General features: G+C 45.8%; 18 protein-coding genes. 11 read left to right on the top strand and 7 right to left on the bottom strand.

Going from position 1 to position 21,567, the window contains the following annotated elements:
• Positions 1–331: 331 nt before the first annotated feature.
• The 8 genes from coxB to V202x_RS16300 all read left to right on the top strand — a co-directional run bounded on the left by coxB (position 332) and on the right by V202x_RS16300 (position 9,937).
• The gene (gene coxB, locus V202x_RS16265; protein WP_145177103.1) at positions 332–1,312 is read left to right on the top strand and encodes a cytochrome c oxidase subunit II; all 981 of its coding nucleotides are present in this window, start codon (positions 332–334) and stop codon (positions 1,310–1,312) included.
• A complete protein-coding gene (ctaD, locus tag V202x_RS16270) occupies positions 1,309–3,540 on the top strand; it encodes a cytochrome c oxidase subunit I (RefSeq protein WP_145177106.1) in 2,232 nt (743 codons plus the stop codon). The genes coxB and ctaD overlap by 4 nt, the downstream gene beginning before the upstream one ends.
• Entirely contained in the window at positions 3,537–4,373 is an 837-nt protein-coding gene (locus V202x_RS16275; protein ID WP_145177109.1) for a cytochrome c oxidase assembly protein, read from the top strand. Before ctaD ends, V202x_RS16275 begins: the two co-directional genes overlap by 4 nt.
• Positions 4,370–4,603: a hypothetical protein gene (locus V202x_RS16280; RefSeq protein WP_145177112.1), complete on the top strand. Its 234-nt coding sequence runs from the start codon at positions 4,370–4,372 to the stop codon at positions 4,601–4,603. The genes V202x_RS16275 and V202x_RS16280 overlap by 4 nt, the downstream gene beginning before the upstream one ends.
• Complete coding sequence (locus tag V202x_RS16285) at positions 4,600–5,133, top strand: ubiquinol-cytochrome c reductase iron-sulfur subunit (RefSeq protein ID WP_145177115.1); 534 nt, start codon at positions 4,600–4,602, stop codon at positions 5,131–5,133. The genes V202x_RS16280 and V202x_RS16285 overlap by 4 nt, the downstream gene beginning before the upstream one ends.
• 34 nt (positions 5,134–5,167) lie before the next feature.
• On the top strand, positions 5,168–6,604 hold the full coding sequence (locus V202x_RS16290; protein WP_145177118.1) for a cytochrome b N-terminal domain-containing protein: 1,437 nt from the start codon (positions 5,168–5,170) through the stop codon (positions 6,602–6,604).
• 70 nt (positions 6,605–6,674) lie between these two features.
• The gene (locus V202x_RS16295; protein WP_145177121.1) at positions 6,675–8,267 is read left to right on the top strand and encodes an FMN-binding glutamate synthase family protein; all 1,593 of its coding nucleotides are present in this window, start codon (positions 6,675–6,677) and stop codon (positions 8,265–8,267) included.
• A 512-nt stretch (positions 8,268–8,779) separates the two neighbouring features.
• Positions 8,780–9,937 carry a hybrid sensor histidine kinase/response regulator gene (locus V202x_RS16300; RefSeq protein ID WP_145177124.1) on the top strand — a complete coding sequence of 386 codons (1,158 nt, stop codon included), beginning with the start codon at positions 8,780–8,782 and terminating at the stop codon, positions 9,935–9,937.
• 14 nt (positions 9,938–9,951) lie between these two features.
• Here the strand turns inward: V202x_RS16300 and V202x_RS16305 are convergent, their stop codons facing one another.
• Both V202x_RS16305 and V202x_RS16310 read right to left on the bottom strand, forming a co-directional pair.
• Complete coding sequence (locus tag V202x_RS16305) at positions 9,952–10,578, bottom strand: RNA polymerase sigma factor (protein WP_145177127.1); 627 nt, start codon at positions 10,576–10,578, stop codon at positions 9,952–9,954.
• Positions 10,579–10,620: 42 nt separating this feature from the next.
• Positions 10,621–12,552: a protein kinase domain-containing protein gene (locus V202x_RS16310; RefSeq protein ID WP_145177130.1), complete on the bottom strand. Its 1,932-nt coding sequence runs from the start codon at positions 12,550–12,552 to the stop codon at positions 10,621–10,623.
• Positions 12,553–12,849: 297 nt separating this feature from the next.
• Here V202x_RS16310 and V202x_RS16315 point away from each other — a divergent pair, with 297 nt between their 5' ends.
• Positions 12,850–14,406: a hypothetical protein gene (locus V202x_RS16315; RefSeq protein WP_145177133.1), complete on the top strand. Its 1,557-nt coding sequence runs from the start codon at positions 12,850–12,852 to the stop codon at positions 14,404–14,406.
• Positions 14,407–14,490: 84 nt separating this feature from the next.
• On the opposite strand, the gene V202x_RS16320 is transcribed toward V202x_RS16315, so the two are convergent.
• Both V202x_RS16320 and V202x_RS16325 read right to left on the bottom strand, forming a co-directional pair.
• Entirely contained in the window at positions 14,491–14,817 is a 327-nt protein-coding gene (locus V202x_RS16320; protein WP_145177136.1) for a hypothetical protein, read from the bottom strand.
• Positions 14,818–14,886: 69 nt separating this feature from the next.
• Entirely contained in the window at positions 14,887–15,912 is a 1,026-nt protein-coding gene (locus V202x_RS16325; RefSeq protein WP_197992925.1) for a DNA alkylation repair protein, read from the bottom strand.
• A 288-nt stretch (positions 15,913–16,200) separates the two neighbouring features.
• Between V202x_RS16325 and V202x_RS16330 the strand changes: the two genes are divergently transcribed.
• Both V202x_RS16330 and V202x_RS16335 read left to right on the top strand, forming a co-directional pair.
• Positions 16,201–16,935, top strand: coding sequence for a helix-turn-helix transcriptional regulator (locus V202x_RS16330; protein WP_145177142.1), 735 nt, complete (start codon positions 16,201–16,203; stop codon positions 16,933–16,935).
• Positions 16,936–17,093: 158 nt separating this feature from the next.
• Positions 17,094–17,804, top strand: a complete 711-nt coding sequence (locus tag V202x_RS16335) for a DNA alkylation repair protein (protein ID WP_145177145.1) — start codon at positions 17,094–17,096, stop codon at positions 17,802–17,804.
• A gap of 173 nt (positions 17,805–17,977) precedes the next feature.
• On the opposite strand, the gene V202x_RS16340 is transcribed toward V202x_RS16335, so the two are convergent.
• The 3 genes from V202x_RS16340 to V202x_RS16350 form a co-directional block, all read right to left on the bottom strand.
• Positions 17,978–19,903, bottom strand: coding sequence for a M56 family metallopeptidase (locus V202x_RS16340; RefSeq protein WP_232099021.1), 1,926 nt, complete (start codon positions 19,901–19,903; stop codon positions 17,978–17,980).
• Between the two features lie 6 nt (positions 19,904–19,909).
• Positions 19,910–20,299: a BlaI/MecI/CopY family transcriptional regulator gene (locus tag V202x_RS16345; protein ID WP_145177151.1), complete on the bottom strand. Its 390-nt coding sequence runs from the start codon at positions 20,297–20,299 to the stop codon at positions 19,910–19,912.
• 132 nt (positions 20,300–20,431) lie between these two features.
• A complete protein-coding gene (locus V202x_RS16350; protein WP_145177154.1) occupies positions 20,432–21,487 on the bottom strand; it encodes a C45 family autoproteolytic acyltransferase/hydolase in 1,056 nt (351 codons plus the stop codon).
• Positions 21,488–21,567 lie beyond the last annotated feature (80 nt).

Below are 21,567 nucleotides of genomic sequence, written 5' to 3' on the forward strand. Positions count from 1 at the left end.
TCACTACAAAAAATTGTTGATCACATAAGAATTTCACACGGAAGCTGTTCAATAATTCTCAGGTTATGTTACAGTCTGTACGATAATAGATGAGGTAGAATCTCAGACTGCCGGTATGAAAGCATTCTGCATTTCATATCGACTTAGGTAAGATAGTTCATTTGGGTTCTATCAATATGATTTTGTTTTGTATTCATCTAAGATTTTTTCTGAATAGAAATTGATCAATTCACATCGATTAATCACACTATGTACTGCACTCAGTAACGAATCAGACTGCTCCGTCAATACAAAGTAGACACCTTTGAAGACCAAGCTCCAGGCATTGATTATGAACTCTGTGATTCCTGTTCTTGACCCCGCGTCTCCACAGGCAGAGGCAATTAACGATTTATTTCTTCAAGTGCTACTGATTAGTGCGATCATCTTTGCGATTGTGGCAGGCCTCATCTTGATCGCCATCTCACGCGGTCGCCGCAAACAGACATTGCCTGAACAGGATTTCGGTAGCGAAAAAACAGAAATTGCCTGGATGGTCGGTCCTGTCATTATTGTGATTTGGCTCGTCGCGATTAGTGCAAATCTGGTGATCACCCTCAATGCCATTCCTAAAGCTGATCCAGACGGCAAAACAGATCTGAGCGAAATCGATTTAATTGTGACCGGCCATCAATGGTGGTGGGAAGTCGAATATCCGAAATCAGGTGTGATCTCTGCGAATGAAATTTATATCCCTGTCGGTAAAAAGCTACGGGTTCAGATTTCCTCTGATGACGTGATTCATTGCTTTTGGGTGGCACAACTTGGCCGAAAGATCGATGCCATCCCAGGACGCGAAAATTATATTTGGCTAGAAGCCAGTGAGCCCGGCTCATATCAGGGACGCTGTTCCGAATATTGCGGTGCTCAGCATGCCTGGATGAACTTCAAAGTATATGCAGTATCTAATGAGGAATATGAGCAATGGCTGGCGAGTGAAAACAAAGCAGTCGCTCAACCAAAATTACTCTCTCCATTGGCCTCTGCTGATGAACAGTTAGCATTTGCTGGTAAACAGTTCTTTTTCCAGGCGACCTGTCAACAATGCCATACGATTGAGGGCACACCAGCCAAAGCCAGGATTGGTCCTGATTTGACGCATTTTGCCAGTCGCAAAGAAATTGGTGCAGGTGTGATCGAGAATTCATCGGAAAATCTGGCGCTGTGGTTAAAAGATCCACAAGCACTCAAACCAGGATGTAAAATGCCCAATTTTAAGTTAAATGAAGAGCATCTCAAACAACTCGTAGCCTACCTGGAGACACTCGAGTGACGACAGGATCGATCAAACAATCAGAACTTGCCAGTATCGAACCTCCAGTCACTTCGACCGTCATGCTCGACTGGGTGAGTACACTCGATCATAAACGCATCGGTATTATGTATATTCTGACCGCCGTCTTTTATCTGGCTGTGGCGGGATTTGAAGCATTGTTGATGCGAGCGCAATTGGCATTCCCCAATAACACCTTACTTTCGCCGGAAATGTTCAACCAGTTATTTACCATGCATGGCACAACCATGGTCTTTCTGGTGGGAATGCCCGTATTGACCGGATTTGCCAATTACTTTGTACCATTGATGATCGGAGCCCGTGATGTTGCGTTTCCACGTTTAAATGCCTTCGGATTCTGGATGCTATTTTTTGGGGCCCTGCTGATACACTATAGTTTCTTGACAGGCTCAGCCCCCAATGCTGGCTGGTTCAGCTATGTTCCTCTTTCCACCAAAGCCTATAGTTCATTGCAGGGTGTTGACTATTGGATCATTGGCTTACTAATCATGGGAGTGGGCTCCGTTTCCGGAGCGATTAATATCTTCGCCACGATTATCTGCATGCGTGCACCAGGTATGAGTTTGCAGAGGGTTCCGCTATTCGTCTGGATGATGTTAATGCAGGTCATTTTGATCATCCTGGCATTACCGGCATTAAACTCGGCATTGGCAATGCTGTTAATTGACCGCTGGCTTGGTTCGGCATTTTTCGATCCCACACGCGGCGGGTCTGCGGTTCTCTGGCAACACTATTTCTGGATCTTTGGCCACCCAGAAGTTTATATCTTAATCCTGCCCGGTTTTGGGATGATCTCCGAAGTCATCCCTGTATTCTCCCGCAAGCCTATCTATGGTTACACTTTTGTAGCGGGTTCTTCAGTGGCAATCGTGCTACTCGGCTATGGAGTCTGGGCGCATCACATGTTTGCTGTCGGACTGGGTATGTATGCCGATATCTTTTTTGCCATCGGCTCCCTACTGATTGCCATTCCCACAGGCATCAAAGTCTTTAACTGGACGGCCACACTCTGGGGTGGAGAAATCCAATTCAATACGGCATTACACTTTGCTGTTGGCTTTCTGCTGCAGTTTGTCATCGGTGGCTTAACGGGGATTATGTTCGCAGCCGTCCCGATCGACTGGCAATTGACTGACACGTATTTTGTGGTTGCCCATTTTCATTATGTATTGATTGGTGGACTTGTCTTCTCTTTATTCTCAGCCGCTTATTACTGGTTTCCTAAGATGACCGGCCGCATGCTCAACGAACGATTGGGAATCCTGCAATTCTGGTTGTGGGTCCTCGGCTTTAATATGACATTTATGGTCCAGCATTTTCTGGGAATGATGGGCATGCCCCGACGGGTTTATACTTACGCTGACAATCCCGGCTGGGCACTCTTAAATGGAATTGCTTCAATCGGTGCTATCTTTATGGCTGTCGGCACACTGGTATTTCTTTGGAATATCTGGATCAGTTTACGCAAAGGCAAAATTGCCGGCGATAATCCATGGGACGCGTTCACACTGGAATGGGCGACGACTTCCCCACCACCACCTGAAAACTTTAGCTCGCTCCCAGAAATCAAAAGCCGTCGTCCCGTTTGGGATATGAACCACCCCGAATACGCAGATTGGAAGTCCGCACAGACGCCACCCGACAAAGGCAAGCGACTTAATTTACCTAAACTTGCGGCATGGTCATTTATTGCTTCTGAAGCCGTCTTCTTTCTGTTATTACTGATAGCTTTTGTCGTGTTTAACACACGCAATCGCGGAGGCATGGTTACCGCTTCCGTATTAGATGTGGAACGAACCGGTATTTTTAGTCTGTTCCTCATCTCTAGTAGTGTGACCTTCTGGCTCGCAGAACGATTTTTAAAAGCTGGCAAGAAATCAATGTTTACCTTCTCGCTGGGAGTGACGATCCTGTTTGGAACCATCTTCCTGGCAGGACAGGTTTGGGAATATACCGGTTTGTTAACTAGTAATGTAACAATTAATACCGATCTCTTTACAGCAACATTTTTTACGATCACCGGATTCCATGGAATTCATGTTACCGCGGGAGTCCTTGCGTTGATCGTGATGCTCTTTATGGGAGTCAAAGGGAATCTGACTCCCAAAAAATCACATGTGTTTGGCGCAGTAGGCGTTTATTGGCACTTTGTAGATGTTGTCTGGCTGTTTGTTTTTGGAATTATTTATCTGGGACTTCTGCAATGAGTTCGTATTTCGATTTAACAAGCGGATTATGGAAATGGAGTTCACCAGTCTGGTTACTGGTCTTGTCTCTGATAGGGCTCTACGTTTTAATTCAACGAGGCACATTAGGTAAACGCAGTCTCTATTTCATTTTCGCAATGTTCACTTTGGCGATGGCGTATGTCTCACCCATCGGAGTCTTGTCCGACGGTTACCTGTTTAGTGCCCATGTCATTCAGCATCTGTTACTGCTACTGATTGTACCGCTCTTCCTCCTGTTGAGTTTTTCCAGATCTGCCATAGAATCACTCTTTAGCCACCCCTTCATGAACCGACTGGGTTATGTGTTGGCAGTCCCTTTTCTAGGCTGGCTCAGCGGCTTAGGTGTCATGTGGTTTTGGCATGTTCCTTCGTTTTGTAATGCTTCAACAGAGAATTATGCGCTGGGAGTTTTTCGCGATGCCACATTTTTGCTCGCAGGTCTCGTATTCTGGTGGCCCATATTTTCGCCTTTGAAACGCTATCACCTGCCTTCGCCACTTGCCATGATTTACCTGTTCTCAGCCTGCCTCGGATGCACACTGTTAGGGATCTATATTACATTCACCGTCATTTCGATCTGCCCGGCATTTGCCAACCCTATTGATCGATTAGGAATTATGCATCTGCTTTATGACCAGGGAATGACCCCCGCACTTGATCAACGATTAGGCGGACTTTTAATGTGGGTCCCCCCCTGCTCACTTTATGTCTGTGCCATTATGGTCGTACTCAAAAGGTGGTATTCTGAAATGGAACAACTTACACCACAAACAGCTGGGACAACCAACTCGCTCCGGGAGGCACGCTCATGAATCAAGAAGAGTTACAAGAAACTCCCGAGCAGGAAAATTTAGAACAGGAATTAACAGAGCAGGAAATCGAACCAACATATGCTCCAGCCGCGCTCGCCATGGGCATTACATTCATGCTTTGGGGAATTTTAACACATTGGAGTATGTCCTTGATCGGAGCGGCTGTAATCGTCGGTGCAATCTGGTCCTGGATGAATGAGATTCGTAATTCATGGAGTGAAACGCCTTGAATAATCAACCACCACAGCAATCTGACAAACCGTGTTGCCAGCATCCGCGTAGAACATTTCTGACGCGGCTTTCGATCGGATTGTCAGCGGTGATCGGTCTGGTCATTACCATGCCCGTGATTGGATATGTACTCGCCCCTATTTTCAAAAAACCAAAAGAGAAATGGCGAGCCGTTGGCAAACTTGAAGATTTCAAAGTCGGTGGATTTGTGCTGGTCCAATACGAAGACCCGTCGCCTGTCGCCTGGGCGGGAGTTACTGCCACGGCAGGTGCCTGGCTTCGGCGTGTGAGTGAAACAGAGTTTATCGCTTTTTCAATTAATTGCCGCCATCTGGGATGTCCCGTCAGATGGGTGGATGACCCTAAATTGTTCATGTGCCCCTGTCATGGCGGCGTTTATTATGAAGATGGAACTGTAGCAGCAGGACCACCACCTGAACCTCTTCAAAAAATTACTGTTCGTGTCCGTAATGGCCAAGTCGAAGTACAAACAATACCAACTCCGCTGACCTTAACGACGCTCACATGAAACCACTTTTGATGAAAAGCGAGTATCCGGCTGAATGAGCAACAACTCTCTCAAGCGAACTTGGAACTGGATCGACAATCGAATTGGTTTTACCGATTACATTGTTCCTCTGATGGTACATCTCGTGCCAGATAATGCACGCTGGTGGTATATTTTCGGAAGTGCCACACTCTGCGCATTCATTGTACAGGTCGTGACCGGAATCGGTCTGGCCATGTCGTATGTTCCTGGCGGGGAAGACACCTATGAAAGCCTGAAATATATTACTGATGTTGCGCCGCTGGGAAGTCTTGTGCGCGGCATGCATTATTACGGCGCCTCGGCAATGGTCATGCTGGCTGTAATCCACATGGTTCAAGTATTCATGCACGCCACCTATAAATATCCACGCGAAATGAACTGGATGAGTGGCGTGGTACTGCTATTCGTAGTACTGGGAATGGCATTCACCGGTCAGCTATTACGCTGGGATGCAAATGGGGTCTGGTCAGTCACCGTTGCTGCGGAAATGGCGGGCCGAACCCCCTATATCGGACCCACACTTGCGCATTTCATGCTCGGTGGCGAAACAGTCGGCGGTTCTACGATTACGCGCTTCTTTGCGATGCATGTCTTCATCATGCCCGCCATTATTATTGCCGGCATTGTTTTGCATATGTTATTAATCATGCGGCATGGCATCTCAGAAATGCCTGACGTTAACGAACCAGTTGACCCTGACACTTATAAAGAAGCCTACGAAGAGCGAATCCAAAAAACGGGGGTCCCCTTCTGGCCGGTCGCCATGTGGCGCGACGTGCTCTTTTCGACGGTTATCGTCGGCGTCATTATGGCCTGTTCTATTTTTCTGGGACCTCCCGCGCTAGATCCTCCGCCTAACCCCAGTAGTATCAACGCGAATCCCCTGCCCGACTGGTACTTCTTATGGTATTTCGCAGTGCTCTCGCTACTCCCTCCTCAACTTGAAACTTGGGTGATTCTGGGAGTGCCCGTTGTCGGTTTCATTGTCTTATTCTTCTTGCCGCTGATCTCAAATAAAGGACACCGCGCCCCTTCGAAACGTCCCTGGGCCGGGGGCGCTGTCATTTTCATCTCGATGGCGTTCATTGTACTTACGATTTATGGATATAAAAAACCGTGGTCGCCCGATTTTGGTGTAAAAGAATTACCCGCTTCTGTCGTCGGTACCGATAAGGGACCTCTCGCAGAAGGGGCCAAGCTGATGCATATCAAAGGTTGTCTCTATTGCCATGACATTGGTGGATATGGAGGCCATCGTGGACCGGAACTGACAGAGATTGGAAAACTTCTGACTCGTGATGACATTATTATTCGCATCAATAATGGTGGTCATAATATGCCTGCGTTTGCAAGTTCCATGTCGTCTGTTGAGTTAAACCTGATTGTTGATTTTCTGTTAACACGTGGTGTCACTCCGGAAGAAGACGTCCCCAAAAACCCAACTCAGTAAGTCACCTGATTTGTTCGTCATTCAATCTATTTCTTATCACTTTTGTCATTGTCCCTGATTGGTGCTTTCAATGAGATATTTGGTTTATATTCTGACGATCATCTTAACAGTTTTAAGCCTGATTCTGGGCCTCGCAGTAGATCATGATTTTTTCTGGTCGCTGCTCGTGCTGATTCCCTTAGCTTTACTTGGTACCTGGGATTTGATGCAAACGCGGCATAGTATTACACGCAACTATCCGATCATTGCACATCTACGTTTTCTATTTGAAATGATTCGTCCAGAAATCCATCAATACTTCGTCGAAAGCAACATCGACGGCCGCCCCTTTAATAATGATGAGCGATCACTGATCTACGAGCGCGCGAAAAATATTGATGGATTAAAGCCGTTTGGAACAGAACTGGATATCTATGGTGATGAGTATGAATGGCTCAACCATTCCATGGCACCGCGTCCTAAATCGAAAGAGTTATTCCGTACCACAGTCGGCGGCCCTGAATGCAAACAACCCTACTCCTGTTCTATTCTCAATATTTCAGCCATGAGTTTTGGAGCACTCAGTCCGAATGCATTATTGGCTTTGAATGCAGGAGCAAAAAGGGGCGGATTCTACCACTGCACGGGTGAAGGTGGAGTGAGTCCCTATCATCTAAAGAATGGTGGCGATCTTGTCTGGCAAATTGGTACTGGATATTTTGGCTGTCGAAATAACGATGGAACATTCAACCCCGACTTGTTTCGCGAACAAGCCAGCCACGATGCGGTGAAAATGATCGAAATTAAACTCTCACAAGGTGCCAAACCAGGACATGGCGGCGTGTTGCCAGCAGCAAAGATCACAGCAGAAATCGCTTCCACAAGAAAAATTCTGATGGGACAAGATTGTGTTTCTCCTCCCGGCCACAATACGTTCAGCAACCCCATTGGATTGTGCGAATATGTCGCACAACTTCGTGACTTATCGGGAGGTAAACCAATCGGTTTCAAATTGTGTATCGGGCATCCTGGTGAATTCCTCAGTGTTTGTAAGGCGATGCTGCAAACGGGAATTTTACCTGACTTCATTACCGTTGATGGTGGTGAAGGTGGTACAGGTGCAGCTCCTTTAGAGTTCTCCGACAACATGGGAATGCCTTTACGAGGCGGTTTGATGTTTGTGCACAATGCGCTCGTTGGGTGCAATCTAAGAGACAAAATCAAAGTCGCTGCTTCTGGAAAAGTCAGCTCGGCATTTACACTGGCCCGTACTTTGGCCATCGGCGCGGATTGGTGTAATGCCGCGCGAGGCTTTATGATGGCTGTGGGCTGTATACAAGCTCAGAAATGTCATACCAACACGTGCCCCGTTGGCGTCGCCACTCAAGATCCAGGACGTCAGAAGGCATTGAATGTCGAAGATAAAAGCACACGCACCTTTAATTTTCATAAGAATACGATGGAAGCATTTGCTGATGTGATCGCGGCTGCTGGTCTCGACCATCCCAGTGAACTACGCCCCTGGCATGTCTACTTGAGAACGGGGCGCACTAAAATGGCCTCTTATCACGAAGCCTTTGATTTTCTAAAACCGGGCGAACTCCTCGAAGATTGTCCCTATCCGGTTTACAAAAAAGTTTGGGATTTAGCTTCAGCTGATTCATTTCAAATTCAACATCATTAATCTGAACACTTTATTTGTACGCGAATAGATAAAGTAAAGTCTGAGTTTTTTGCCTCCATTCATATCAATGTTGCTAGATTGATATAGTTTGAGGCCCCCTTCTTTGATGTGCACAGAATGTTACTCTAATTAGAATCTAAAGCGCTAACAGTACGCTCTCTCATGGAAACGAGTACATTTTAAACTCGTAAGATTTTGATCACCTCATACTATCAGCTCAACGACTTGTATTGTACTGGCACCAGTTGTATCAGAACTTATATTCAGTCATTGACAACTAAACTCAATGTAACTTCACGAGTGACAACTTGATAGCTCTGACATTTTGAGGCAAGCGTACTACACATAACATCCCGATTCTGATGAGTACAAACTCTAACTTACGTTTACGATAATCATAGCATCAGTTTCACAAAAAAGATGATTCACTTAGATTACTCTGAGGTTTTATAAATGCTTTTTATTATTAATTATTTCTTAAAACTTCATCTTTTAAAGCAGGCGATTTTTACATGAATGTTGACAATCAACTTGAAAAGCTCAAGGTGCTTTTGGTGAAAGCGAAAACAGAACGTGCCAAAAGAGTCATTGCTCAGTTGAATGAAATCAGCAATAGTAAAAATGATAGAGTAACACACGTCACATCGACAGATGAAGCACGTGATTGTCTGAAAAAAGACAACTACTCGGTTGTATTTCTTGATCTGAGTTTACCAGATAATTCTGCTCTCGCTTTGATTACAGTGATTCAAAAAACATCCCCCGCCATCCCAATCATTGTCTTATCGACATGGGAGAATGAAGCTCTCTGTTACACAGCCATTCAAAAAGGAGCACAAGATTATCTAATTAAAGGCGAGATCTCCAAGCCACTACTTTCTCGTACAATTTTTCACTCTCTTGAACGCAAGCGGCAATTACAGTCTCTTGCACTTCAAATCGACAATTTGCAGGCATTTGCCAGGGCTGCTTCACATGATTTAAAAGCTCCTTTGGGAAACATCAAGATGATCAGTGAAATTGTGATTGAAGAGGCAGGAAACCAGATGGAATCTTCTGTACGGGAAATGCTCCATAGTTTGCCTTCGATCGCCGGTCGTCTTAAAAAACTGATCGATGATTTACTTGAATTTTCTATGCTAGGGCATAAAGGTTTGCACCGAGAACAAATTTCTCTCGACAAAGTCTTGAATTCTGTATGCCAGCTTCTGGAAATGCAAATTCGAGATCAAAATGCAACCATCGATATTGGCCAGTTGGATAACGTTTATGCTGATCCAGATTTGATGGCGACCGTCTTTCAGAATCTCATTGGTAATTCATGCAAATATGTAAAAGACCATGCACCTGTCATACGCATTAGCACAAAAAATGAAGACCAGTTTGTTGTTGTCATGGTAGAAGATAATGGAATTGGAATTCCTGAAAAAGAACAGCAACGGATTTTTAATCCCTTAGTACGTGCTGTCAACACTTGTGACTATGAAGGAACAGGATTGGGACTGGCGATGGTCAAAAAAATCATTGAAGCCCATCAGGGAAAAGTCTGGGTTGAATCTTCTGGCAATAAGGGTTCTACTTTTTGCTTCACACTCCCCAAACCGATACCTCAAACTCATCATAAGCCCCAGGGACAATTTGAAATGAACCATACCCGACTCTTAGACTAATTTAAAAATTGTATTTAATCCAGAACGTCGCCCAGTTCCTGCCTCAAGCGATGAAGCACTCGCGATTTGGCAACACGCACGGTCCCAGGACGCATTGACAAATCCTCACCGACTTCCCTGGGAGTCTTTCCTTCCACAACAACTTGCCAAAATGCTTCCCAAGTCTGTTTGGCAAAATCCTGGCGGATCAGTTCGAGCGAATGAAGAAATAAACTGTCGTGGATCTCATTGTCATCACTTTGATCGTCGTCCCATTCGACATCAGGAAATTGTGAAAGTGCTTTGTAGGCTTCAGTACCACCAATCGCTCCTGGTTGACGACCGGTTTTGCGAAAGTGATCATAGGCTTTGTTACGTGTAATCGTCCGCATCCAACCACGAAACGTATCCCCGGGACGATCCTTATGGAACTGATTAATGTTCTTGGCAAGCGATTGAAACACGTCCTGGAAAATATCGACGATGTCCTGTTCTGGCACGTTGAGCCGCCGGCACCAATGAAACACCAAAGGTGCATACAATTCAACCAGACGATCCCAGGCCTCAGAATCATCTTCCTTCAGCCTGCACAGCAGACTTCGAGACGTTGAAACGGAACCAACTCGCACATTAATTTTTTGTGAGTCATCGGTTCGTGTCATATCGTTTTCTACTTTAATGCTGAGTATTCTAAAAGTTGAGTATCACAATCGAAAAGAACGGCTGCGACGGGATTTGGCATTCACGATACAAACGCCGATCACCAACAGAACAACTGCAATACAGGTCATCAAGATGAACGCTCCGCGAAGGCCAGTTCTCGTAGCTTCGATGTCACGGTCGAGTCGACGTCCAATTTTGAAAACACCACCGACCTCACCAACATGCCAGTCCTTCTTGGGGCTTTTACTCTTGACGTCGTTATGGCAGTTGAGACAGCTTTTTTCCATAAGACGAGGCTTGGCAAATAATAACCAACGATGCCCGTCTATCTCACGAAATTCGTAATACTCTTTAAATTGCTGCGCAGAACCATTCCGATTTTCTTCCAACCAATCCAATGCTTTGCGTTCAAATTCGTCTTGAGGGCCACCGTCTTTTCTGTTCGGCCATGGGTAGCGACTATAAATACGGGCGCTCAAATTTTCATCAGTGCGGCTGATGCGCTCTCCCATGTCGATGGCAAACGTTGCAGGTAGCGGTAATATGCCATCTTGAGGTGTATAATGTGGTGAAATCCGCACATCAACCTTATTTCGGTTTAACCCATCAATCAACTCACTGTAAAATCTCCAGGTCTCGTCCAACATAGCCGCTTCCATCCGCGCACCCTCGAGAGCCGTTTGCCTCACAAAATACTCGGACAAGCTCGATAGATAGACAATTCCCACTCCCGATCCTATAGCGATTGCCAAGAACAGGCTGACTGCAAAAGGATACCGACGACACCAGCGCCATAATCGTTCGCCATATCCTTCCGGACGCGCGAGAATTGGTTCCTTAGAAAGGAAACGATGCAAGTCATCGGCAAATTCACGAGAACTCTGATACCTCCGCGCAGGGGCTTTCGCCATCGCTTTTAAGCAGATTGTTTCCAGGTTACGGGGAATTTGGTCATTCAATTGTCTGGGAGAACGGGGCTCATCTTCAAGTACCTGCAACAGGAGCATTCGCCGATTTCCCTGGAACGGCCGTTCGCCTGTGAGCATTTCGTAGAGGATGACCCCAAGACTATAGATGTCGCTATGAATATTTACCTGATGCGATTCCCCCCGCGCTTGTTCGGGAGACATATACGCAGGCGTCCCCATGACACGACCTTCGGAAGTCATCGTGTCACCGTTATCGCGTTTCGCTAGTCCAAAGTCCGCAATGTGAGGGTGACCTTCGGCATCAATCAGAATATTTGATGGTTTCATATCCCGATGAATCACGTGATGTTCGTGTGCATAGGCCAACGCATCTGCGATTTCTGCGACCAACTCAGCGGCGCGATCATAGTCGATATTCCCAGACTGTATCCGGCTTTCCAGAGTCTCACCATCAATATATTCAGTAACGAGATAACAGACATCTTCTTCGGTGTGGCCCGTGTCGTAGATTGCGACAATCGCTGGATGCTTGAGCTGAGCCGCACTGCGCGCCTCGCGGAAGAACCGTTCGATTTCTTCATCGTCGGCAAAAGTCCCAGCACGTTGTACTTTTAAAGCGACAATTCGATCCAGTTCAATATCCCTGGCGCGAAAGACATAACCAAACGAACCCACACCCAGCTCCGCTTCGAGTTCGAATCGTCCCAATCGGCATGGGCCATCAGCCAGTTTGCGAGCCAGCCGATGTCCTGAATCGAGTAAAACATCAGAACATTCGCCATCTTCATGCTGGTAACCAACACTCCGGGCTACTTCAACCAGTTTTTGTGGTACTTTCAGTGTTTGATCACCAGTTCGCCCTGGATTGAGGGACTTTAACCCAGTCACGAGACAATCGGCATATTCGTCCAAATCTTGAAGTGAAGAATCGCAATGTTGACAATCTGTAACATGGGCCGCAATCTTTTCCAACTTTGCTTCAGGAAGATCACCGACTGCAAAGGCTTTCAGTTCATCAGCTCTCGGACAAATCGAAGACGCCATGAATTAACTCCTTAAGTCCTATCTTACCGAGCTCGTTTGTAATACTCCAAATGATAATAACGCACAAACGTTACATTCGCGAAGCAATTTGTCATAAGCAATTTCTAATGAAAGACTTAGCATATCACAGTTCATAAGCAGAGGTCCCCTCCTACATAACTCATAAAGGAACGATGTAACGCTTCTGCGTTATCATATATAGCAGGAAAGCTGCAAACTTCGACTCTGTTTTCGACAACAGGAAAATTGGAGCCATGTTTATCATTTTCGGTCCATCACATTAGCAGGAGAAAAAAAATGAACTCGAACAGCCGCCGCGAATTTCTGGCAGACATCGGACGAGGTATGTTGATCGGAAGCGTAGGGTCATCACTCGCACTTGATCTCGGACTTTCTCCTGTTTTCGCTGATGATGACGCAAAGAAGCTTACTTTTGGGAACATGGAACCCCTGGTCGCAGCCATGCAGGAAACACCGCTCAATAAACTGCAAACAATGCTGGTCAAAAAATTAAATTCTGGTACCGATTTGCAGACTTTAATATCGGCTGCCGCTCTTGCAAATACGCGATCGTTTGGCGGCCAGGATTACACGGGATTTCATACGTTTATGGCGCTTGCACCTGCCTACCAGATGGCCCAACAACTGCCGACGGAACTCAAGCCACTTCCCGTATTGAAAGTACTCTATCGAAACACCTCACGGATTCAGGAAACGGGGCACCACAAAAACGAAGTCCTCCATCCTGTGAAGGCAACAACTCTGCCGAAAGGGAGTGCCGGTGGACCACTGTTGCAGGCTGCAACTCGTAGTGCTGATTACGACAAAGCCGAAAGTGTATTCGCCGCACAGGCACAAGGACCTGTTGGTGAAGCCTTTAACCATTTACAGTTCGCTATTCAGGATGAACTCAACGTTCATCGTGTTGTTTTGTCCTGGCGCGCGTGGGCAATGCTCGATATGGTCGGACAAGAACATGCACACAGCCTCCTTCGTCAATCGGTCAGGTTCTGTGTGAAAGCGGAACAAGGTATTGTCAACTCGAAGCGTCAACCATCGAAAATTCGGACCGTGCTTCCCATGCTTCTTGACCAATACCGTTTGCTCAGTAAACCAATTGGGAAGCGAAAAGCAGATGATGCCTGGGTGGAGTCGCTCGCTCAAACGATCTACCGCGGCAGTTCCGAACAGGCCGCCGACGCTGCTGCCGCGGCCCTGGCAGAAGGTTTTGATCCTGAAGCAATCGGAGAGGCAATCTCCCTCGCCTCGAATGCTCTGGTCCTGCATGACCAGGGTCGCACAAAGGCGCGCCCCGATAAACCGATTGGCAGCGTACATGGGGATTCTGTCGGCGTACATGCTTCCGATTCGGCCAACGCCTGGCGGAATATTGCCCGTGTGAGTAACAAGCGGAATACGCTCGCCAGCTTAATTGTTGGGGCTTATCATACAGCCACTGGCAGATACAAAAGCAAACTGAATGCGGTACCTTATCCGCTCGACGAACAGATTGAGCAGATTACGTCAAAGAATCCAGCAACACTGATTCAAGAAGCAGAAGCCGCCATTCGCGATAAGGACCAGTTCCGTGCTGCGGCCGTGGTTCATCGTTACGGAGAACTTGGACATAGCGCACGTCCGGTATTCGATCTTTTGCTACGATACGCCACCAGCGAAGATGGTGCCTTGCACGCCGAAAAGTATTACAGCACAGTGAATGAGGAATTCCGTAATACGCGAGCAGCGTTCCGCTGGCGCCAACTGGTAGGTCTCGCTCGTGTCACCGCCAGCGAATATGGTAAACCATCTCCTGGTTACGCAGAAGCCTGTGGATTGTTGAACGTCAATTCGTAATCGCAAGTCTCGTACAAATCTGAAAAAGAATACATCCAAGACAATTCGATAAGAGTTGTCTTGGATGTTTCACTTTAAACTGTGCTATTCCCAACTGCGTACTTTTGTGAAATGGACCATATCCCCTTCAGCGGCTTCTATGTTTTCCATCAATTGGAAATAAGCCTGACAACTTGTACTCTCATTCACAGCCTGCATTGCAGATGATGCATCTTCATTGCTGGCCCAGTGAATGACATCGACCCATTGTCGTCCCTCACGTTTCAGTAAGTCTCTTCTCAAGAACCCTTTTTGTTTGCGCAGGAAACCCTCCTGTAAAGCTTCAGAGGCTTTTAGCAACGCCGGCTCACTGATGCCTTCGGCAAGAGTAAAAGGAGCCCATTCCACAATCACTTTTTCAGACATAATCATAATAGAACTCTTTCTTTAAATATTAGTTTGGCTGTTTGAAATGACTCATCATTGACAATAAATTTCATTTTACGGCATGATTAACTCAAAATCTTTAGCACCAAATGAAGATCCATTCACAAAAATTTCAACGCGGTGTGTGCCTGGATAATAAACCCGTGTCGTAATTTTTTTGAGCGGATGTTTTCGTGAGACTTTGAGTGTTGAAGAAGGTTTCAGAATTCCTGTTTTACATTTAAAAATCTTAGGAGTAGTGGTTCCATTTGCCTTTTGATGATGAATCGCATAATCAATGATGAAATTCTGTGGTCTTGTGGAAGTAGATCGCAAAGAAATTTCAAATTTGAGCTCATTACCAAAATTGACAGATGGCGTCAAAATATCTAATGTTTCGAGCTCTGCTCTGAGTGTGCCGTATCCAAGCACTTTTAAAGTCTTCTTGTGTCCCTGCTTGATCAAGGTACGACAAGCATGTCGCACTAATTTTTCTCTATTTTTTTCTGCATCTTTCATCCACCTTTTAGCAATTTCTGCCACAAGATCCGGATGATCTTTAGCAATGTCATTTAAATTATTGGCAACAGAACGTCGCACATATTCTTCCTTGTCGTCTTTCAAGATTTCAAGTAGTGCCAAAATAGGAGTTGGGTCATCAATGAAACCGGGTAATTGCATCGCCCAGGGAAGACGTGGACGCGTGCCTTCCGAAACCAGACGACGTACATGATAGTTCGAATCTTTGGCCCATTTTTTCAGCACAGATAAAGTGCGTCTGGGCTCTGCTAAAAGAAAATGTCGAATGCCAAATTCAGAAGTAAACCGCTTGGTCATTTCCTTAAACAACGACATGGAAAGGTCAAAGTGCTCAAGTCCCTGAAGGCCGACATATTCCACCATAGGCATCACCCCCCAGCCAGAGATACCACTTTCTGTGTTGACTGTAACATCAACATCACCTCCATACTCATCCGCAAGACTACCCAAAATCACGGAAGCCGCTTTATCAAAATCACGGGGCAAAAAAGTACAAAGTGCTTCGGTAATTTGGGAAGAACGCTCTTTAAGCTCTAAATTTTTAAGACCTTTTGTCGACATTTTCGTAAACCCAGCGCAATCAAAGTCAGGCCAGGCCCTCTGAAAGTGTATCCCCATAGCAGCAATCATCTTTTTGTTAAACATATTTTTAAACGGCTCAATCATCTCGTTCCTATTCTAGAATTTCACTTTTATTTCTGATCGAAAGTTACTTAGTCAGTTTAAAATGATCAAAGTAACTCATTAGAACTATTTTCTAAGACATCAAAACAGCACACACTGAATTGGTTTGATTTTCGATGATGAATGATAATTGACTAATAAGACAAAATATGTCATATTTTATACATGGGACGTAAAAAAATACTATCCAGACTCGAACGCCTTGATGAACTCATTGGCTTGCTCAAAGCAGGAGAATTCTACACTGTTTCCGATCTTGCCAATCGCCTTTCTGTAACTCCTCGCACTTTGATGCGCGATCTGGATGTATTAAGAGACAAAGGTTACCCGATAGAAGCAAGTCAGGGACGCGGTGGGGGTATATGGCTGCGCCGCCATTGGGGAATTGGCCGGCTCAATCTCAATTACCGTGAGGTGATCGACTTACTGCTCAGTATGGCAGTCATGGAAAAAATTGGCTCTCCTATCTTTCTTGGAAATTTAAAAGCAATTCGACATAAGATATCTGTCTCTTTCCCACAGGAACAAAGAGATAGAATCCAAGCCTTAAGGAGAAGAATTCTGGTCGGCGAACTGGCCTCTCAACAGGTTTTGGAGGATTTTCAAAACGTGGCAGCGACTAAGGGGCATGCTGTATACGAAGCGTTCTTTGAAATGAAGGAACTCAACATTACTTATGAAGATGCAGAAAAGAAAAAAACGAAACGCATCATTGAGCCACATTATTTACTTCTGAATTGGCCTGTGTGGTATGTACTGGCGTGGGATCATCTTCGAAACGATGCGAGATGCTTCAGACTGGATCGTATCAGAACAGCAAAAACAATCGAAAATTCATTTCGATTAATCAATGAGAAAAAGCTGATGGAATCGATTGAAGATTTTGCTTCTGCAATATAATCCAAAAGAGAATTCATGTTTTCTGAAAGTATAGTAAGACATCGACCATTGACAACTATTGCTCAAATTAGTTCATAATCTTCATATTTTATGATACATTAAATGTGATCAACATTGAGTGAACAACAACATCTCCCCCTATTGTGAAGTGACATGATATGAGTACATTGAAACAAGTTATGACCGAGCTTAAGAAAAAAGGCAACGCACAGACTCGAAAGACCTATGCACGTCATGGGATGCCGGAGGACACGTTTGGTGTGAAGATCGCTGATCTCAAATTGATTGCCAAGAAAATCAAAGGAAACCAAGCACTGGCCTGTGAGTTATATGAGACAGGAAATTACGATGCCATGTACCTAGCCGGTATTGTGGCTGATGGCTCACAAATGACAAAAAAGCAACTGGAATCATGGGCCAAAACAGCAACATGTGCCACGCTATCGGAGTATACCGTCCCTGGTGTGGCCAGCGAAAACCCTCATGCTCAGGCGCTGGCCATGAAATGGATTCGATCCAAGACAGAGTCGATCGCGAGCAGTGGTTGGAATACCTACGCTGGCATCATAGCGACAACACCTGATGAAGACTTAGATCTGGAGGAAATTAAATCGCTCTTGGATCGCGTTGCCAGAGAAGTTCACCAGGCACCTAATAAAGTTCGTTACACAATGAATGGATTTGTCATCGCCGTGGGTTCTTACGTTAAACCACTGTTGAAAAAGGCTAAGCAGGTCGCAAAGAAAGTAGGTGTTGTGCCGGTCGACATGGGCGATACCGCGTGCAAAGTTCCACAGGCCTTGACATACATTGAAAAGATCGAATCAGCAGGACGAGTTGGTAAAAAGCGCAAAACAATTAAATGCTAGTTATCACTTGAATGTATCTTTCCCATCAACCCAAACTTTTATGGTATTCTCTCAAAAACGAAGTCCGGGCGAACTGGATTACCCGGACATCATTTTTTACTAAGGTTGAAAATCTTTTTCAGTGACGTGTCTCACCTTTTACAAGCACATCGAGCGGTCCCTGCTTTGCATGATCAATGGTTTGCCTTCGCTTTAGCCTCTTCCGCTTTCTTGAGGGCGGCCTTCAATTGTTCGATCTGTTCGAAAGCCGCTTTAAGTTGTGCCACTTCTTTTGTAAGACGCTCAATCTCAGCTTGCTTTTTCAAAATTAGGTTTCTACCATTCATTTCAAACTGCAGATGTTTCACGATCCTATCTATCACAACTGAATCTCCAAGCCCATTAATTTCCTTGACTGATTGCGACTTAAGCTTTGCTTGGTCTACAACTATTTGATTTGGGCCTGGTAGGCCAAGTGGTAGCCTCGGGACAGTACCGTAATGAATCGAAGGTTTTGATTTTCCTGGAGGACCACTGTACGGTAAGTGCGGTATGTGTATATTTTTTGCTCTAGGCACGTTCTGGCGAGATTGAGCTGCAAGTAACTGCTTGAGTAGCGACTCCATTCGATCAACGCGTTTTTCCAATGAATCCGAATTACTCTTACGGACCTCCCTGTCACCATCCTCTTCAGAATCATCACTCAAAAAGAGTTCTTCTTCCCTGTCTTCGTCTTGAGCTTTAATTTTCGATGAACGGATCAATTTCCGCTGGTTCACTTGAGCTTCTGGAGACGAAAGAATGCTGTTGTCCAGGTCACGACCTTTGTTGGCAGGCCTTACCTTTACCCGAACGCGTTTAGGTTCTGATAGTTCTTCGTCCTGCTCGACCTCAATATTAATATCCAGATCCGAAGGTGCAACCTCCTTTTGCCCCAAAGCGACTTCGGCTGCCATCGGCAAAATCCCAAGCGCTATCGCCATAATCATTATTTTCACAACCGGCGATGCCGGCTTTCCGAATTCATTCTTCAAAATCATTTCAACTCTCCGTTTTAGAGAACAGGAATGACCAAATCCACTTGCCAACACAGGTGAACAAACTTGGTCTGACATGATAAATTCATTGGTACGTAGCAGCGCTTCTCCGTAATCCGCTAATTGATTCGGATACATTCGCAAAACAAGTGCGTCACAGCATGCTTCTTCCGCGGCCCGCAACTCACGTCGTACCCACCAGACGACTGGATTCCACCAATATAGTGCAATCACCACAACTTCCAGAAAACGAACCCAGTGGTCTGCACGTCGCAGATGAGCAAATTCGTGAGCTAAAATAGTAACCAGTTGGTTACCATGCATTCCAGCGACTAATTGCTTAGGCAACACGACAATGGACGGGTAAGCAGCAGGCCAAACCATTGGGCTCAGCGCTGCTTCGGTGAGACGCAGATCTGGCAATTGGCGCAGAGAAAAGTTATTAGCGACCGGTTCCGCGATAGACTTCAATTCATCTGTTGCTGGCAACGTTTGACGTATGAGCCGATTGAATTCAACAACTCGATAACAGAACTTCATAGTCCAGACTAGAGAACCAACTATCCAAAACAGCACGAGCCCCACCCACCACAAAGCTGTTTCTTCAGGAAGCTCGGGTAAGAAAACTAACAGACTCTCTCGACCTTCCGATTGAGGCAGGACACTCGCTTCCACCGACAAGGGAGTGGGTTGACTACCTGCCATAAGTTCAAACCCCTGCTTGGCCAATTCTGTATCATCTAAATGAGAAAGAGAATCGTTAGGAACTGCTGCGATAAGGTCCCCACTCATAGTTTCAACTTCTTGTAATTTGATCGGTTCCGGTTTGGAAAAGCTGATTTGACTTTCATTCAGAGACAAAGTCTCTGTAGTATCATTTGCTTGGAAATGGGCAGACATATGTGGAACGGGAATAGAAATATGCCAAAGCGGTGGCGATACCAGTTTGACAAGCACCAGCAACCACAATAGATGAGCCACATGCGGATTTTTCCAAATCCTTGTGATAACCAGTACCAGGAGTGCCATCACTGAGGCGACTAGTGCATTGCTGATTCCAGTTTCAAATAGAGTTTGCCACATCACTTATTACCCCTTGGGTTTGTAATTCTTGAGCATTTTACGAATCGCATCGGCATCTTCCTGACTCAGCTTTTGAGCCTCCATCAAATGCAGAATAAATGGCGCCATCGAACCATCTGAAAGCTGATCAGCCAATTCAGCCAGTTTCAACCCGGCAATATCTGATTCGGTCACCGCGGCGGCAAATCCATGCGGGTGCGTGCTCCGATCACGTTTCACGGCCCCCTTCGCTTCCAACCGTTTGAGCATCGAATGGACTGTGGCAAAATCTGATGCCGTACAATTCGGATATACTTCTTCGGTAATCCGACGGGCCGTTTCTTTACCGTTCTGCCATAGTACACGGAGCACTGCAAACTCTGTATCGGTCACATGGAGTGTTTTTTTTCTAGCCATATCAACTCCGAAATATCTTGAACGAATCAGTTATAGACAACTTGCCTATAATCTGTCAAGACTTTTTCGAAAAACCTGAACTATGGCGAAACTAAGAATAAGTCTCTCTCACAATCGACTCAACCAGACATGTTACAGCTGATATGTTTCATAAGCCGAATCACAGGGTGTTCCCCGTGAGACGTGCATCCGATTTTGTTCCGGCTCGATGATGGCAGAAAATACGGTTTGCCAGAATCCGGTCCCTTCATCATGGTTGACATGCCGGCAAATGGAACGCGGATGACCTTCATGGTCTGAGAGTGCGACCTTGATCTCATCGATGTTCATTCCATTGGCACTAGAGTTTAGCAAAGTGTCAATGCGCGCCTTGCGGGGATGAGATTCGATCAATTCCGGGAACTGTTCGTTATATTCGCAGATCTCCGGATGAAGGCAATGGTTGGTATGTGTAATCCAGCTTGTTTCATCAGGATGCAGGACATAAACATTTTCAATAGACGCTTCAATATCGGCTGGTCCTTCAGGAGTCGCCAACATGATATTCACGGGAATCGCTCGATTGGCACGTTGGATCGCATTCGCTGCTTCATCAAGCGATTTCGCTTCATAAAGACCACGCAAAGTGAAATAATGCGGGACACCCAGTGGTCGGCTCGGTGCCGGCAGTGTATTCACACAGGCACCAATGCCAGCTTCGTTAAACCCGATATACGCAATTAAGCCAGCCTGGGTCACGTTCATTAATGCAGGCTTACCAATCGGTCGGCGTGTCAGAACCACCGTAAATGGATCAAGTGCTGGGTCACTGTCCCAATTCTGCGCAACAACCATACCCCGTTCCGAATTAGCAGGTAAACTCAACGCCGTGCAACCCGCGTCTGAGTCGGCTGTAAATTGATTCCGAATCTGCAGAAGCATCAATTCCCAGAGAGGCAGACCCACTGCTTCTGCGACACCCCTTAATTCCTCCACCGAATCCTGACTATAGCTTTCAGCCAGTGGGATACAACTTTCGGAGATGCTTTTTGCTTTTTCATAACTCACTTGAACGGTCTTATTCAGGCGTTCCAAAGCGATGGCGCAAAACGCACGCACTTCTTCGCAAGCGGCTTCTCCCAACTGACGCCCCATTTCGCGAGGCGTACCAGATATTTCAATTTCACGGTAACGTGTTTCATCAGACATAGAACTTTCTCATTGTAGGTAGATTGACTCAATTCAATAACTCAGATCATTACATTGCAAGAATATGATCGCAAAATGAC

The sequence above is a fragment of the Gimesia aquarii genome (genome assembly GCF_007748175.1).
Classification (GTDB): Bacteria; Planctomycetota; Planctomycetia; order Planctomycetales; family Planctomycetaceae; genus Gimesia; species Gimesia aquarii_A.

What these genes read in the sequence shown, in the direction of transcription:
- coxB (WP_145177103.1), top strand. Translation starts at nt 332, where the DNA reads ATGAACTCTGTGATTCCTGTTCTTGACCCCGCGTCTCCACAGGCAGAG.
- V202x_RS16275 (WP_145177109.1), top strand. Translation starts at nt 3,537, where the DNA reads ATGAGTTCGTATTTCGATTTAACAAGCGGATTATGGAAATGGAGTTCA.
- V202x_RS16280 (WP_145177112.1), top strand. Translation starts at nt 4,370, where the DNA reads ATGAATCAAGAAGAGTTACAAGAAACTCCCGAGCAGGAAAATTTAGAA.
- V202x_RS16290 (WP_145177118.1), top strand. Translation starts at nt 5,168, where the DNA reads ATGAGCAACAACTCTCTCAAGCGAACTTGGAACTGGATCGACAATCGA.
- V202x_RS16295 (WP_145177121.1), top strand. Translation starts at nt 6,675, where the DNA reads ATGAGATATTTGGTTTATATTCTGACGATCATCTTAACAGTTTTAAGC.
- V202x_RS16300 (WP_145177124.1), top strand. Translation starts at nt 8,780, where the DNA reads ATGAATGTTGACAATCAACTTGAAAAGCTCAAGGTGCTTTTGGTGAAA.
- V202x_RS16305 (WP_145177127.1), bottom strand. Translation starts at nt 10,578, where the DNA reads ATGACACGAACCGATGACTCACAAAAAATTAATGTGCGAGTTGGTTCC.
- V202x_RS16310 (WP_145177130.1), bottom strand. Translation starts at nt 12,552, where the DNA reads ATGGCGTCTTCGATTTGTCCGAGAGCTGATGAACTGAAAGCCTTTGCA.
- V202x_RS16315 (WP_145177133.1), top strand. Translation starts at nt 12,850, where the DNA reads ATGAACTCGAACAGCCGCCGCGAATTTCTGGCAGACATCGGACGAGGT.
- V202x_RS16320 (WP_145177136.1), bottom strand. Translation starts at nt 14,817, where the DNA reads ATGATTATGTCTGAAAAAGTGATTGTGGAATGGGCTCCTTTTACTCTT.
- V202x_RS16325 (WP_197992925.1), bottom strand. Translation starts at nt 15,912, where the DNA reads ATGTCGACAAAAGGTCTTAAAAATTTAGAGCTTAAAGAGCGTTCTTCC.
- V202x_RS16330 (WP_145177142.1), top strand. Translation starts at nt 16,201, where the DNA reads ATGGGACGTAAAAAAATACTATCCAGACTCGAACGCCTTGATGAACTC.
- V202x_RS16335 (WP_145177145.1), top strand. Translation starts at nt 17,094, where the DNA reads ATGAGTACATTGAAACAAGTTATGACCGAGCTTAAGAAAAAAGGCAAC.
- V202x_RS16340 (WP_232099021.1), bottom strand. Translation starts at nt 19,903, where the DNA reads ATGTGGCAAACTCTATTTGAAACTGGAATCAGCAATGCACTAGTCGCC.
- V202x_RS16345 (WP_145177151.1), bottom strand. Translation starts at nt 20,299, where the DNA reads ATGGCTAGAAAAAAAACACTCCATGTGACCGATACAGAGTTTGCAGTG.
- V202x_RS16350 (WP_145177154.1), bottom strand. Translation starts at nt 21,487, where the DNA reads ATGTCTGATGAAACACGTTACCGTGAAATTGAAATATCTGGTACGCCT.